The 14,973-nt window shown below is 71.2% G+C and carries 13 protein-coding genes and 1 pseudogene; 7 read left to right on the top strand and 7 right to left on the bottom strand.

Features of this window, described 5'->3' with window-relative positions:
- Positions 1 to 328: 328 nt before the first annotated feature.
- The 5 genes and pseudogenes from Q0916_RS05840 to Q0916_RS05820 form a co-directional block, all read right to left on the bottom strand.
- Positions 329 to 805, bottom strand: coding sequence for a redoxin domain-containing protein (locus tag Q0916_RS05840; protein ID WP_299235607.1), 477 nt, complete (start codon positions 803 to 805; stop codon positions 329 to 331).
- A gap of 69 nt (positions 806 to 874) precedes the next feature.
- Positions 875 to 2,179, bottom strand: coding sequence for a hypothetical protein (locus Q0916_RS05835; protein ID WP_299235605.1), 1,305 nt, complete (start codon positions 2,177 to 2,179; stop codon positions 875 to 877).
- Complete coding sequence (locus Q0916_RS05830) at positions 2,176 to 2,850, bottom strand: hypothetical protein (RefSeq protein WP_299235603.1); 675 nt, start codon at positions 2,848 to 2,850, stop codon at positions 2,176 to 2,178. Before Q0916_RS05830 ends, Q0916_RS05835 begins: the two co-directional genes overlap by 4 nt.
- 80 nt (positions 2,851 to 2,930) lie before the next feature.
- Positions 2,931 to 3,510, bottom strand: a pseudogene (locus tag Q0916_RS05825) (FAD-dependent oxidoreductase); the annotation flags it as partial.
- Between the two features lie 81 nt (positions 3,511 to 3,591).
- The gene (locus Q0916_RS05820; protein WP_299235598.1) at positions 3,592 to 4,881 is read right to left on the bottom strand and encodes a YncE family protein; all 1,290 of its coding nucleotides are present in this window, start codon (positions 4,879 to 4,881) and stop codon (positions 3,592 to 3,594) included.
- 144 nt (positions 4,882 to 5,025) lie between these two features.
- On the opposite strand from Q0916_RS05820, the gene Q0916_RS05815 reads away from it, so the two are divergent.
- Positions 5,026 to 6,429: an MATE family efflux transporter gene (locus Q0916_RS05815; protein WP_299235595.1), complete on the top strand. Its 1,404-nt coding sequence runs from the start codon at positions 5,026 to 5,028 to the stop codon at positions 6,427 to 6,429.
- 78 nt (positions 6,430 to 6,507) lie between these two features.
- Positions 6,508 to 6,993 carry an Lrp/AsnC family transcriptional regulator gene (locus tag Q0916_RS05810; protein ID WP_299235592.1) on the top strand — a complete coding sequence of 162 codons (486 nt, stop codon included), beginning with the start codon at positions 6,508 to 6,510 and terminating at the stop codon, positions 6,991 to 6,993.
- On the opposite strand, the gene Q0916_RS05805 is transcribed toward Q0916_RS05810, so the two are convergent.
- Positions 6,987 to 8,006: an amidohydrolase family protein gene (locus tag Q0916_RS05805; RefSeq protein WP_299235589.1), complete on the bottom strand. Its 1,020-nt coding sequence runs from the start codon at positions 8,004 to 8,006 to the stop codon at positions 6,987 to 6,989. The genes Q0916_RS05810 and Q0916_RS05805 overlap by 7 nt on opposite strands.
- Positions 8,007 to 8,262: 256 nt before the next feature.
- Between Q0916_RS05805 and Q0916_RS05800 the strand changes: the two genes are divergently transcribed.
- From Q0916_RS05800 to Q0916_RS05785, 4 genes are all read left to right on the top strand, one after another.
- Entirely contained in the window at positions 8,263 to 9,750 is a 1,488-nt protein-coding gene (locus Q0916_RS05800; RefSeq protein ID WP_299235586.1) for a proton-conducting transporter membrane subunit, read from the top strand.
- A complete protein-coding gene (locus tag Q0916_RS05795; protein ID WP_299235583.1) occupies positions 9,740 to 12,190 on the top strand; it encodes a DUF2309 domain-containing protein in 2,451 nt (816 codons plus the stop codon). Before Q0916_RS05800 ends, Q0916_RS05795 begins: the two co-directional genes overlap by 11 nt.
- 126 nt (positions 12,191 to 12,316) lie before the next feature.
- Positions 12,317 to 13,522, top strand: coding sequence for an NAD(P)/FAD-dependent oxidoreductase (locus Q0916_RS05790; protein WP_299235580.1), 1,206 nt, complete (start codon positions 12,317 to 12,319; stop codon positions 13,520 to 13,522).
- A 75-nt stretch (positions 13,523 to 13,597) separates the two neighbouring features.
- Complete coding sequence (locus Q0916_RS05785) at positions 13,598 to 14,152, top strand: rubrerythrin-like domain-containing protein (protein WP_299235578.1); 555 nt, start codon at positions 13,598 to 13,600, stop codon at positions 14,150 to 14,152.
- Positions 14,153 to 14,181: 29 nt separating this feature from the next.
- Here the strand turns inward: Q0916_RS05785 and Q0916_RS05780 are convergent, their stop codons facing one another.
- The gene (locus tag Q0916_RS05780; RefSeq protein ID WP_299235576.1) at positions 14,182 to 14,439 is read right to left on the bottom strand and encodes a hypothetical protein; all 258 of its coding nucleotides are present in this window, start codon (positions 14,437 to 14,439) and stop codon (positions 14,182 to 14,184) included.
- A 127-nt stretch (positions 14,440 to 14,566) separates the two neighbouring features.
- Between Q0916_RS05780 and Q0916_RS05775 the strand changes: the two genes are divergently transcribed.
- On the top strand, positions 14,567 to 14,973 hold a 407-nt coding region (locus tag Q0916_RS05775; protein WP_349254511.1), incomplete at its 3' end, for an HAD family hydrolase.

The following is a 14,973-nucleotide window of genomic DNA, read 5'->3' as shown; positions in this document are numbered from 1 at the left end:
TGGTGGCGGTTTCGACGCTGAGGCGGTCGTGTTCGCGTTCGAGAAACGAGGCGGTCAACTCGGCGAACTCGGCGTCGTCGTCAACGTGGAGGACGCGTATGGTTCCGTTGTGCGCCGTCATCGCTCGGCACCCATGCCACACCGTACCGATGGCATCACATAAGTTATTAGCGCTCGGTCGTCGGCTCGTCGGCGATCGCTTCGGCCCCGAGGCGCCTCGGTCGTTTCGACGGGCCGCCACGAGGTCGGGACGACGACGGCGACGGGATCAAAAATAGGATCGGGAACGGGAACGCCCGTCGACGCCGACCGAGCCGCTACGGCGCGTTCAGGCCGCCGCCTCGACCGCCTCGATGACCGCGTCGTAGTCCGGTTCGTTCGTCGGGTCCTCGGCCACCCAGGCGTAGGTCACGACGCCGTCCTCGTCGACGACGTACACCGCGCGGTTGGCGATCCCGTGCAGCCCGAGATCGGGGATCTCGAGCGGGACGTCGTAGGCGTCGATCGCGCCGCCGCCCATGTCGCTGACGAGATCGAACTCCAGGCCGTGCTCCTCGGCGAAGGCCCCGAGCGAGAACGCGGAGTCGGCGCTGACGCCGAAAAGCGTCCCGCCCGCCGCCTCGATCCGGTCCAGCCGCTCCTGGAAGGCGACCATCTCGTTGGAGCACGGCGGCGTGAACGCCCCGGGGAAGAAAGCCAACACGACCGGCCCGTCGCCGAGGTGATCGGCGAGATCGAAGGCCTCGTGGTCGCTTCCCTTGTACGTCGCACTGAACGTCGGCGCGGTGTCTCCTGTCGAAACCATGCTGTCCGAGTGGACGGACGCGACGGTAAGAAACGCTTCGGTCGCGACGCCCCGCCTCTCGGTGTCCTTTCAGTCGTATAGGGCCTCGATGACGTCCTCGCAGGCCCCGGGGACGCTCCGGGCGCGAACGGTCGCGGTGACGTACCGGCGGATCGGATCGTCCAACCGACCGGGGCGGACGCTCCCGCGATACCGGGCCAACTCGTCGTCGCCGTACGCGATCGACCGCGCGGCGTCGGCGAGCACGCGCCGGGCGAGCGTCGGTCGCGGACTCGCCTCGAGCGCGGCCGACACCGACTCGACGGCCGCCGACCGGAACTCCCGGACGTCCGCGCCCGTCTCGACCTCGAACCGCTCGCCGTCCTCGATGCGCTCCCGGAGGCGGTCGTACGCGCTGAACCCGGCGAGCCCGGCGACCGCGTCCGTGACGGCGCCGGCCGGGCGCTCCGGATCGGGCGCGTCCTCGGCGCGCCGCACGGCGTCGCGGCGCAGCCGGTGTCGCAGCCGCTCGGCCGATCCGACGTCGCCACCGTCGTCCGGTTCGGGCGGAAGCGCATCTCTGCGGCGGGTCAGTTCTGCCCGAAGCGTCTCGGCGGCGCCGGCGAAGGTCCCCTCGAACGACTCGGCCTCCGGCGGCAGCGACGCCTCGAAGCGGTCCCGTGCGTACCGCGCGTCCCCGAGATACGCCCGCGTCGACTCCGCGCGCTCGCCCCACTCGGCGACCGTCAGGAGCCGCCCCGTCTCGGCGGAGCGGTCCCGGTCGTCGAGCGCCCGCCGGGTGAACTCCTCGACGTACGCGTGGAGGACAACGGCCCGGATCCGGTCGTCCCCGCGGTACTCCTGGGCCGACCGCACGGCCTCGGCGTCGGCGGCGGTCTCGCTTCGCTCGGCCCGCAGGTCCGCGACCGTCCGGCCCTCCGCGACGAACGCCCAGCCCTCGGCGGCGTACCGCGCCTCCGCTCGCGCGCGCCGGAGGGAGTTCAGTGCCGCCAGCCGGGTCGTCGCCGACCGCGCCGCGTCGAGCCCGTCCGTCGCCGCCTCGGCCGCCTCGCGGAGCTGTCGCCTGACGTGTCCGTTCGGCACGTCCGCGGGCTCGAGCGGCAGCGGCAGCGTCCCGAGGAGCTCGGTGACGCGGTCCGCCGACCCCCGGAGCCGGTCGGACCCGATCCCAACCGGGAGGTCGTCTTCGAGCACCGGCGTCGTGTCCTCGAACCGCGAGACGTCCGGAAGCTCCCCCGTCGGGATCGGATCGGGGGTCTCGGCCGCGCCGGACCCGATTTCGCCGCACCCGGCGAGAGCGACCGCTCCGGCCGCCGCGGCCGTCGCGGCGGCCGACAGGAACCCCCGGCGCGTCGAGGCGTCTCGGGCCGTCATTCTCCGTCCCCGCCTGCGGACGATACACGGGTGCCACCGGCCTTGGCGTCGTTCGGGGGCGCTCCGCGACACCGGCTCTCGCCGCCGGTCCCCGACCCGTACGAGCGGATCGACTCGCGGTCGAGCGCCTCGGGGATCCGGATCAGCCGGGACTCGAACACCTCCGCGTCGGCCGCACAGCGCTCGTCGTAGCGCCGGAGGAGCCGGGCGTAGTTCGTCCTGATCTCGTCGCCGGCCCAGGAGACGTCACAGAGCCGCAGCCGGAAGCACTCCTCGACCGACCTGGTCTCGAGATACAGCGTCTCTGCGCCGAAGTCCGTCGCCGAGACCAACGCCTCCGCGTCGGTTCCGTCGACCGCCCCGTCGACGACGAGCGCCTCGGCCCGCGATCGGCTGTCGACGACGCCGTAGGAGGTCCGGAACGATCCGCTCGGGTCGTCCGCGCCCGAACCCTCGGCGTCCTCGAAGCGGATCGGCGGGGCGTCGGTGTCGGCCCGGATGAGGACGCTCTCGGGGCTCGTTTCGACCGTTCCGCCGGGGACGGTCGTCCCGGTGCCTTCGGAGGCCGACCGGGACACCGACCGTCCGCTGTTCGATCCGGCGCACCCGGACAGCGGCAGGACGGCGATCGGCGCTGCTCGGAGGAGACCGCGTCGCGTTGGAGGGACCATCTGGGTTCAGCGTCACTGTGCGGCGACGGATGAAATACTTTGTCGATCAGAACGGGCCCGAGCGCCCCGGGCGCGCCGGCTCAACGCGGGCCGCCCCCGCGGGTGAACCGCCCCGAGAAGCCGCGCTGGACGACCTCCGAGAGCGGCCGGGTGGATGTGGATCGACCGTCTGATGTCGCGGACGGTGCCCGACCCCGCGGTCATCGCGACCACGACCTCCTGGACGGGGTTCGAGGCCTCCGGCCCGATGATGTGACAGCCGAGGATCGTCCCCTCCGGGTCGATGATCGCCTTCAGGAACCCCTCGGCGTGCATCGCGTCCCCGCGGGCCGTCTCGTCGTACCGGCAGGTTCTACTCGCGTACTCGCGGCCGGCCGACTCGAGGTCCCCCTCGGTGGCGCCGACCCCGGCGACCTCCGGCGAGGCGAACACGGCGAACGGCATCGCGCCGTCGTCGACCGCCTCGAGTTCGTCCCCGAGGAGGTTCCGGGCGACGGCCTCCGCCTCGTGGTTGGCGCTGTGTTTCAGCAGGTGCTCGCCGACGATGTCGCCGAGCGCCCACACGCCCCCGGCCGTCGTCCTGAGGTACTCGTCGGTCTCGACGAACCCCCGGTCGTCGGCCTCGACGCCCGCCGCCCCGACGTCGAGGAGATCGACGTCGTCCATGCTTTACCTCTCGGACGACGCTGTAAGAACCGCCCGTGGAAATGCGCCGCGAGAACACCCGCGGTCGCCCCCGGCTCAGAGCCGGTGGCCGCAGGCGCACTCGCCGATGCAGTACGTCGTTTCGGCCGACTCGCCGCCGACGTCGAGCCGCGCCAGCGCGACCGAAAGCGACGACAGTGGTTCGTCTCCGGGGCGAACCCGCGCCGACGTCGCCCCGTAGGGCGCCGCCCCGACGTCGATGCGGTCGGTGATCGCCCCCTGGTCGTGGTCGATCACCGCCACCTCGTCGTTCGTCTGGACAGGCGCGTACAGCGCCGTCCGCTCGGGGTCCCACGTCCCGGCGAAGGCCGACCCGCCGAGGTCGAGCCGGTCGATCACGGCGTCTTCGGTCAGATCGATCACGGTCACGTCTTCCGTGCCCGGTGTGAACACGTACCCCGTCTCCCCGTCGGGGCCGATCTCGCTCGTCAGCGGCCGCTCGCCGAGCCCGTCGGCCGCGGTCAGCCGGGTCCGCTCTACGGGGTTCGCCGGGTCGCTCACGTCCCAGACGCTCTCGGTCCCCGCCTCGCCCTCGTCGTGTTCGACGAGCATCGCGTCCCCGCCGACGGCGGCCGTCGCCATCCACGGCCGGGACCGCTCGCCGGCGACCGCCTCGACGCGTCGTTGGCCCTCGATCCCGAAGGGGTCGGTCGAGAGCACCGTCAGCGTGTCGCCGAAGATGTCCGGAACGTAGGCGTACTCGCCGTCGGGATGGATCGTCACGTCGCACGGCCCGGGGCCGTCCATCCCGCTGTGTCCGCCCTCGGGCGTCCGATCGATCGTCCCCGTCGTCTCGCCGAACGTCTCCGAGCCGGGGTCGGCGTCGATCCGGAACTGCGCGTGCGTGGGCTCTCTCGCGCTCACGAGGGCGTGATCGCCCCCGGGCGTCCGTTCGATCCAGTTCGCGCCCGACTCGGTCTCGAATGACGCCGTCTCCGAGAGGTCGCCGACCGAGAGCCCCCGGACGCCGCGGCCGACGTTGAGCCACAGCGGCTCCTCGGGGTCGTCGGTCAGCCCCGGCGCGTACTGGTTCGAGGGGAACGACGACGACAGGCCGACGGCCCGCGTCCCGACGACCTCGCCGTCGCCCGGATCGATCAGGCTCACCGTGTCGTCGCCGGTGTTGAACACGAACACGGTGGGGCGGTCGGTCTCGGCGTCCCCGCCGTTTCCGTCGCCTCCGCCCCCTCCGCCGGAACAGCCCGCCGCCGCGGCGCCCCCGACTGCGGCGCCGCCCGCGAGGACGCGGCGCCGCGACAGCCCCACCGCGGACCCCTCCGCGTCGTCGGCGTTCGGATACAACACCGGATCGAGGTCGTCGCTCATTCCGCGTGCTTCGGTCGGAAGGTAATAATCACTGTCGACGGCGCCCCCGCCTCGCCTCGGCCCGCCCGCCGGGGCTCCGGCGACCACGGTCCCGGGCGATCGCCAGACGACAGCCACAAGCCGCTGCCGACCGAACCGAGCGCCGTGCAGCGCATCGGAACCGCCCTCGAGGGCGCCGGCCTGATCGACCGCGAGCGCCTCCGGGCGGTGACGGACCTCGCGTGGCCCCGGATCGTCACCGGCTTCGCCATCATGTCGAAGCAGGCCGTCGATCTGGCCGTCGTCGGCGTCGCGCTCGGCTCGGCCGCGGTCGCCGGGCTGACCTTCGCGGGGGCGTTCTGGCTCGTCGGGAAGTTCGTCGCCATCGGGCTCGCCGGCGGCACCGTCGCGTTGGTCTCCCAGCGGCACGGGGCCGACGACGACCGGCGGGCCTCCCTCGTCGTCAAACAGAGCGTCGTCCTCGCGGCGGTCGTGTCGGTGCCGGTGACGGCGGGGTTCGTCGTCGCCGCCGAACCGCTCGTCGCCCTCGTCGGCGCCGACGCGGGTCCCGACGCCGTCGGGTACGGGGCGCTGTACCTCGGTATCGCCGCGCTCGGGCTGCCTTTCGAGTTTCTCAACATGATCGCGAGCCGCACCTACGCGGGGATCGGCGACACGCTCACACCGATGGTCATCCGGAGCGTCGGCGCGGCGCTGAACATCGTCCTCTCGGCGGTGCTCGTCTTTTCGTTCGGGCTCGGCGTCGCCGGGGCCGCCATCGGAACCGTCGTCTCCGTCGCCGCCGTCACCGTCGTGTTCGTCCCCGGCATGCTCGGGCGCTCGTATCTCGGCCGCGGGCGGCTCCCGGTCCCGCTGCGGTCCGATCGCCCCCACGTCGACCGCGGCGTCATGCGGGAGCTCGTCTCGGTCTCGACGCCGCTCGTCGGTCGCCGGCTGGCAGAGGGGATCGTGACGTTCCCGCTGTTGGCGATCGCGGCGACGTTCGGCCCCGTCGTCGTCGCGGCCTACGGCGCCGCCCGCCGAGTCCGGGCGCTCATGGACTGCATCTCGTGGGGGTTTTCGATCGCCTCGAGCACGCTCGTCGGTCAGCGTCTCGGCGCCGACAAAGAGGCCGAGGCGACCGCCTACGGGGCCGCGATCATCCGGCTGTCGGCCGCGATCAGCGTCCTCACGGCCGCGACCGTCGTCGTCTTCGCCCGCCCGATCGCCGCGCCGTTCGTCGAACCCGGCGAGATCGGCGCCGCGACGACGTTCGTCCGCGTCGCCGCGGTCAGCGCGATCGGGCTGGCGATCAAGGCCGCGGCGACTGGCGCGCTCCGCGGGGCCGGCGACACGCGGATCCCGTTTTATGCCGCCCTCGTCGGCCTGTACGTCTTCGCGCTGCCGGCGGCCGCCCTCGGTCCCGTCACCGCCGTCGGCGTGTTGGGGCTCTACGCCGCGTTGCTCTTCGAGGCCATCGTCCCGGCGCTCGCGACGCTTTGGCGGTTCAACACCGGAACGTGGGTCGCCGTGAGCCGCCGGTACCGATCGGCGGCGGACGACGACTGACCTCCGGCGGACCGACGCGGCCGACCGACGCGGCCGTCACGTCAAACAATAAAGGTGCCGTGCCTCCGAGACACCGGTATGACCGACGGAGAGATCGACGACGTGGACGGTGCGATCCTGTACGCGCTCCAGGAGGACGCCCGGAACACGCCCTCGGGCGACATCGCCGAGCGGACCGGGACCTCCGATAGCACCGTCCGAAAGCGCATCCAGCGGCTCGAATCGGACGGCGTCATCAAGGGGTACAGCGCCCGCGTCGACTACCAGAAGTCCGGCTACCCGCTCCGGATGTTGCTCTTTTGCACCGCGTCGATCCCCGAGCGCGGCGGTCTCATCTCGGAGATCCTCGACATCGACGGCGTCGTGTCGGTCCAAGAGCTCGTGACCGGCGAGCAGAACCTCCTCGTGACCGCCGTCGGCGAGACGGACGGCGACATCACGCCCGTCGCACAGGAGCTCCTCGGTATGGGGCTGACCGTCGCCGACGAGGTCCTCGTTCGGAGCCACGAGACGACGCCGTTCGGCGAGTTCGACCCCGACGCCGACGGCGAAACCGATCAGTGAACGACGACGCGGTCGACGTCCGATCCGGTCGCGCGCCGGACGGCCGCCCGCACCGGATCGGCCGTGCCCGATAGGTTGTCCGAGTCGCCGTCGAGCACGACGAGCGCCGCCCGCTTGCCGGGGGTGATGACGCCGCACTCGAGATCGGCGATCTCGGCGCCGGCCGCGGTCGCCATCCGCAACACCTCCCGGGCGGTCACGTCGAAGTGCTTCGCGGCGTAGGCCATCTCGCGGAACATCGACGGGGCGTTCAGCATGACGTTGTCGGTCCCGAGGGCGACCGTCGTGTGATCGAGCAACTCGCCGATCGGCGGCGCTCCGACGCCGAGTACGGTGTTGGCGCGCGGACAGACCGCGACCGGAACCGACTGGTCGGCGACCCGCTCGAGGTGTTCGGCCCCCGCGTGGACCATGTGAACGAGCAGGTGCGGTTCCAGGTCGAGCGCCGGGTGGATGTCGGTCGCGTCCGGCTCGCCGGCGTGGATCGCAAAGGGGAGACCGCGCTCTGCGCACGCGGCCCGCTGGTCGGCGAAATCGCCGTCGTTCGCCCCGGAGGCGCCGTATCCGTCGGCGACGTCGAGGACGGACCGATCCCCGCTCCCGAAGACGAACGGGTCGGCGGCGCCGGGCGAGGCCGCCTCGACGAGCGCGCGGGCCCCGTCGGGCCCCGACTCCCTGAAGTCCAGACACGACACCGTGCCCGTCCGTCTCATGAACCGGAGCGTCCGGCGCATCGCCGACACGAGTTCGTCGCGGTCGGCGGCCGCCAGCCGCCGGTGTTTCAGGCTGTCCGGCGGCGCCACGGCCTCCTCGAGCGACAGCCCGACGGCGGCCTCCTTTGCGACGGAGTCCCCCAGGTGCGTGTGCGCGTTGACGAACGCCGGCAGCACGACGTCCGTCGACGCCGTCGCGGTCTCCTCGATGGCCTCGATGCGACCGTCCTCGACGACGACGCGACCGCGGACCGGCTCGAACGACCGCCCGGCGAGAACTGTCCCTTCTACCGTCTCCATAGGGGCGTTGTGCGCCGCGCGAGGATATGGCTTTTCGATCGGCCCCGTCGGATCCGAGCGCTCGGACCCACTTCGGGGGACCACCGACGGTCGTCCCGACGACGAAAACCATAACGTTCTATGATCGCCTTTTAATAAACGTTCTGTGAATATAGAAGAACTTAATAACCGATACGTTCGTCAGTACGGTAGGTACGACCGAATCCGGCTCGCCGGAACGCACCGGCCGCCGGGCGGTCGTCGACGAGATCGAACGATGTCGGGACACGATTCAGAACAGACGGTCGGAGCGCTTCCGGACACGACGGCGGATCCGCCGCTCGTGCCCGCCGTATCGACGTGGCTCGTGTGGTCGCTGTTCGCCCTGAGCGTCGCCGCCCTCGCCGCGCACGTCCGGTCCGGCGCCGTCTGGGAGCTCCCCGGCGTGATCGCCGTCGACGGGCTGACGGTCCTGATGTGGGTGGTCGTCACCTTCTTCAGCGGCGTCGTCCACAGCTACTCGCGCCGCTACATGGCCGGCGACGCCCACGAAACAGGCTTTTTCGCCGCGGTCTTCGGCTTCACCGCGGTCGTGATGGCCCTCGTCGCGGCCGACCACGTCGCGCTGTTTGGCGTCCTCTGGCTGTCGATGGGGCTGTTGATGGCGTCGCTCATCGGCACCGTCCGCGGCTGGAAGCAGGCCCGGGCCGCCGCGCGGGTCGCCCGCAGGTACTTCCTCGCAAGCAGCGCGCTGCTCGGCGTCGCCCTGACGGCGCTTTGGTGGGCGACCGGCGCGACGACGATCTCGGGGATCGGGGCGGCCGCCGGCGCGCTCGGCGGGGCGCCGTGGCTCATCGCGGCCGCCGCGCTCGTCCTCGCGGCGATGATACAGTCCGCGCTCCTCCCGTTCCACGGGTGGTTGCTCTCCTCGATGACCGCCCCGACGCCGGCGTCGGCGCTGATGCACGCTGGGTTCGTCAACGCCGGCGGGATCCTCCTGACCCGGTTCGCGCCGGTCATCACCGTCGACGCCTCGTTCATGCTCGCGGTGGTCGCCGTCGGCGGGGCCAGCGCCGTCGGCGGGAAACTCCTGAAGTCGGTCCAGACGGACGTCAAGACCGAACTCGGCTGCTCGACGATCGGTCAGATGGGCTTCATGATCATGCAGGCCGGTCTCGGCTTCTTCGCGGCCGCCGTTGCGCACCTGATCCTACACGGATTTTACAAGGCCTACCAGTTTCTCAGCTCCGGCGCGCGCCTCGAACGCCTCGGGCCGGACCACGAACCCGCCCGCGTCGGTGCGCGCCCGACGGGCGTCGTCGGTGTCGCCGTGACGCTTCTGACCGGCCTCGGCGGCGGCGTCGTGTTCGCGGTACTCACCGACAAGGGGCTGCGGATCGACAGCGGCCTGCTGTTGACCTTCTTCGTGGTCCTCACCACGCTCCACGCCGCGCGCAACGCGGTCCGACGCGTTTCGCTTCCGGCCGCGATCCGGTATTGGGCCGTTCCGCTGGTGTTTTTCCCCGCGATCACGGTCTACGCCGCCGTGTACACGGCCGTCGTGTCGCTTCTGCCCGTCGGTTCGGCGCCGACCGAACTCACCCTCCTCCACGGCGTCATCGCCGCCGCCTTCGTCGGCATCTACGTCGGCATCGAGACCGGCGTCCACGAGGGAAGCAAGCGCCTCTACGCGGCACTTTTGAACGCCAGCCGGCCGTCCTCGGAGACCCTCCTGACCGCAACGGAGGAGTACAATGAGTACTGAACGCCCCCCCGATGTCGAAGACCGGATCGACGCCGCCGCGACCGCCGTCGGCCCGCTCTGGCCGATCCACTCGTTCGTGACGGCCAACCCCCTCTCGGGGTTCGAGCACAGGCCGTTCGCCGAGGCGGTCGAGCGGGCGGAGGACCTCTTCGGCGGCCGCGGCTACCCGAGCGCCGAGACGTTCCGGACGGCCCTCGAACGCGGCCAGATAGACCCGGAGATACTCGAGGAGACGCTCGCCGCGGCCGGGTACGCCGACGATCCCGAGGCGCTGCTCGATCGCGTGGCCGACGCGACCGATGCCGGTTCCGACGCGGGTTCCGGCGCCGGTGGGTCCGGGGCCACAGACCGCACCGACCGGGTGCTCTGTAAGTGGCTGTCGGCCTTTCTCGCGGAGGGCAGCGCCCACTGGCCGATGCCGGACCGCGACGCTGGATTTTACAACGCGTTCCGCGAGATGTCCCGCCACGACGCCGAGATACCCGACGACGGGATCGTCGCCGATCTCCCCGAGACACCAACGGAGGCGATCGAGACCGTCTTAGAGCCCGTTTCCGAGAGCCGGTGGGTCCGCGTGTTCGAGGAGCAACTGGCCGCGCTCCCCGGGTGGACCGGGTTCATCAAGCGCCGCGCCGAGGACGGCCCCTGGGGGTCGGCGCACCCGATCACGCTGACGGGGTACCTCGCGGTCCGTCTCGCCGTGCTCGATGGGTTCGACGCCGACCTCGACCCGTCGGGAGAGCCAGGGCCAGCCCCGGACTCCGATCCCGGTACGACCCCCGACGCGGCGACGGAGATCGCCGAGGCGTTTTTGAGCGCGTGGGAAGCGAGCTACCGAACCGAACTCGTCGAGCGCGTCGCCGCCGAGAGCCGCTCGCACGCCGAGCGCGAGCCCTCGGGCCGCCCGGACGCGCAGTTGGTCTTCTGTATCGACACCCGCTCGGAGGTCATCCGCCGCCACATCGAGGCCGCCGGCGAGTACGAGACCCACGGCTACGCCGGTTTCTTCGGCGTTCCGATGGAGTACCGCGGCTACGGGGCCGAGGTGTCCGTCGACGCCTGCCCGCCGATACTCGATCCTCAACACCGCATCGCCGAGACGCCGACCGACGAGGGCGTCCGACGGACGCACGATCGCCGCCGCGGGCTCCGCGAGGCGGCCGGCGAGGCGATCGAGACGCTGAAAGCGAACGCCGCCACGGCCTACGGGTACATCGAGACCGCCGGGAGCGGCTACGGCCTCGCGCTCGCGGCCCGCACGCTCGTCCCCGGCCGCGTCCGCGATCTGTTGGCGGCCGCCGACGACGCGGTCCCGGACACACACGAGTTTTGCGAGCAGACGATCGATCGCGCGGATGGCGGGACCGACGGCCTCCCGATCGGGCTCACCCTCGAGCAGCGCGTCGAGTACGCCGCGACAGCCTTCGCGCTGATGGGCATCGAGGAGTTCGGCCGACTCGTCGTCTTCGCCGGCCACGCGAGCGAGACGACGAACAACCCCTACGACTCGAGTCTGGACTGCGGCGCCTGCGCCGGCAACCCCGGCGGCCCGAACGCCCGCGTCCTCGCGGCGATCTGCGACGACGAGGCCGTACGCGAGGAACTCCGCGCCCGCGGGATCGACGTGCCGCACGACACCGTCTTCCTCGCCGGCCAGCACAACACGACCACCGACGAGATCGAACTGTACGACAATCGCGTCCCCGAGAGCCACGCGGCGGACCTCGAGGGGCTCCGCGCCGACCTCGAAACCGCCCGTCGCGGCGCGGCCTCCGAGCGCGTCGCGGACATGGGCGCGGGCGCGGCCTCGGCCGTCCGCGAAACGGAGCGCCGCGCCGGCGATTGGGCCGAGACGCGCCCCGAGTGGGGGCTCGCCGGCAACGCCGGCTTCGTCGTCGGTCCCCGGGCACTCACGGCGGATCTCGATCTCGACGGGCGCTCGTTCCTGCACTCCTACGACCACGCGACCGACCCCGACGGCGACGCCCTCGAGGCCATCCTGACCGGGCCGATGGTGGTCACCCAGTGGATCAACGCCCAGTACTACTTCTCGACCGTCGACAACTCGGTGTACGGCAGCGGATCGAAGGTCACGCAGAACCCGGTCGGCAACGTCGGCGTCTACCAGGGCAACGGCGGCGACCTGATGGGCGGGCTTCCGCTCCAGTCGCTTACGAGCGGCGCCGACGAGCTACACCACCAGCCGCTTCGCCTCTCGACGGTCGTCCACGCGCCGCTGGATCGCGTCACCGACGTGTTGGCGGCCAACGACGGCGTGGCCGAACTGCTGGACAACGACTGGCTCTCGCTGACGGTGGTCGACCCGACCCGGGAGCACCGCGCGTTTCACTACGACGAGGACCTCCGGTGGACGCCGGACTCCCCGGTGATCGCCGCCGATCCGACCGCGCGCGAGCGTTCGGCGGTCGCCGACGACTGAACCGACCCGGCCCTCCGGTTTCGCCGCGGCCCCGTCTCTCGTCTGCGTTGCCGGTGTCGGCGATACCGGCAATGTCGACGTCGGCGATCCACATTTATAAGTTCGCACCGGCCGACAACAGAGGGTATGCAAACGAGCGGACGGGACGTGGCGGTTCTCGGCGGGTCCGTCTCCGGGCTCGCTGCGGCCACCCGCCTGAACGACGCCGCCGGGACCGACGACGTCCGGGTCTTCGAACGGCAGGAGTACGACGAAAAGCGGGTGAACTGCGGGGAGGCGATCAACGACGCCCCGCTCGTCCCGCTCGCGAAAACGCCGGAGAACGGCTTTCTGAACGGCGTGGAGGGCTTTCAGCTCCGGGTCCACTCGAACACCGACCGGGAGCCGACCGAGGCCCCCCTCGGGGCCTCGGTCCTCCGGTGTCCCGGCGGCTACATCTGCGATCGGGACACCGTCGAGCGGCGGTGGGCGGACGAACTCGCCGCCGCCGGCGTCGCCTTCGAGACGGGCCGGTCCGTGACGAGAGGCGACTACTGGGAGATAGTCGACGCCTACGACCTCGTCGTCGACGCAACGGGGCAGCCGTCGCTGTCGCACAAGGTCCGCGACGACACCGACGGGTACACCGGCGATATGGTCGCGCTGAACGCGACCGTCGAGGGCGATTTCGGCGCGTACGTCGACTACCCGCGGATCTTCTTCGAGGGCTACGTCGGATACTCGTGGGCGTTTCCCAAGTCCGAGCGGACGGCGAACGTCGGGATCGGGTGGGCCGGCGACAACCGCCCGGAGGACTACTTCGGCGCGCTCGAGGCCGCCGCGAAGCGAAACGGGTTCGCGGTCCCGGACCGGGACGCGGTGAACGTGTATACGATCCCCCGCGGACCGAGTCTCGCCCCCGAGGAGACGCACTTCCCGCGGGACGACGTCTTCTTAGTGGGCGATGCGGCCGGCGTCGCCAACCGCTATCAGGGCGAGGGGATCTGTCAGGGGATCCGCTCGGCGTACCTCCTCGCGGATCTCGTCGCCGAGGGGCGACGCGAGGAGTACCCCGAGCGGCTGTTCGAGCGGATGCGATCGGAGTACCGCCTCGCACACCTCATGCGGGGCGCGTGGGTCGAACACGAGGACGCCGAGCTCCTCGCCGCCGTCGCGGGGGCGCTCGACGGCCTCACGATCGACGAGATCACGCGCGATCCGCGCCGTGTCGTCCGACGGCTCCTCAGACGCCCCGCCGTTGCGACGCGGCTGCTCGCGAGCGGCGGGATGGTACGACGCGTCGTCGACGCCTACACCGACTCCTGGGAGTACGCCCGAGACAGCCCGGCGTAGCGGCGTCGGGGCGCCCCGGGCGGCGCCTGACCCGTGCGTCACGGTTAAGTCCCCGTCAAACGCTACCATACGGTAATGTCACGACTGGACGACCCCGTCAGAAGCGCGATGTCGCATCCGGTCCGCACCGTCGACGCCGACCGTTCGGCCGAGGACGCGGCCGGCGTGCTGCTCGAGGAGGGGATCGGCTCCGTGGTCGTCGTCGACGGCGACCCCGTCGGCATCGTCACCAAGACGGACCTGATCGCCGGCATCCACGCCGGCCCGGGTTCCGGCGAAACGCCGGTCCGGGAGCTGATGACGCCGGATCCGATCACCACGACCCCGGACGTCTCGATCCGGATGGCGGCCGACACGATGGAGCGAAACGGGATCAAGCGGCTGCCGGTCGCCGACGGCTCCTCGGTGTTGGGCATCGTCACGACGACGGACCTCATGGCGGCGGCCGCGGCCGACGCGGACGCCGCCGACGAGGCGTCCGCCGGCGTCTTCACCGCCGCCTTCGCCTCCGGCGCCGACCACATCTACGAGTGTACGGAGTGCGGCGCCCGAACGACGGCGGATCAGCCCTCCGCGGCCTGCCCGGACTGCGGCGGACTCGTTCGGAACATCACGATCTCCCGCGGGTGAGCCCTCGGCGAACCCGACGGGCGATCCGTTTAGTCTCCGGACGGTCCGCCCCGAACCCGGTACCAGACCGTCTCGCCGACCGGCGATCCCTCGGGGCCGGTGTCCAGTCGGTCGACGAACAGGTCCCGAACGGCGAGCGTGACGGTGATTTCGACGATGTCCCCGGCTTCGGTCCGGACCGAAACCACGCAGTGGCCGTCCCGCTGGTCGATCGATTCGACGGTGCCGACCGACCACCGATCGACGTGGTGGCTCGGCTCTCTGGCGTGGATCCGGTCGTGGTTCACGCACGGAACGGCGGCCGGCGGGGTCAAAAGCAGTTCCCCGCGCCCCGCGGAGCCGGATGAGTCCCGCGCCGGCGACGGGGCGACCCGACCGCGGCACGTTTTTATCAACGGGCGCTGTCGGGCCGGTATGTCCTTCGCTCCCGCGGACGTCGAGACGATCACCGTCGACTCGTACGGCACGCTCGTCGACCCCTCGGCCGCCGTCGACGCGCTCGATGACCACGTCGACGCGACCGAGTCGATCTCGCAGCTGTGGCGCACCGAGTCGATCACGTACACGATGGTCGGGAACTTCGTCGAGGAGTACCGGCCGTTCTACGATATCAACCGGAGCGCGCTCCAGTACGCGCTCGCGGCACACGACGTGGAGCTCCCCGAGGAGACCGTCGAGGAGATCCTCTCGGTCTACCACGAACTCGAGGTGTTCGACGACGTCCGCAGCGGCATCGAGCGGCTGATCGACGGCGGCTACCCGGTGTACGTCGTCTCGAACGGCAACCCCGAGATGCTCGACTCGATGGTCGATCACGCCGA

This window comes from Natronomonas sp., from assembly GCF_028274965.1.
Lineage (GTDB): Archaea > Halobacteriota > Halobacteria > Halobacteriales > Haloarculaceae > Natronomonas.
This window is presented reverse-complemented; position numbering and strand designations above follow the sequence as displayed.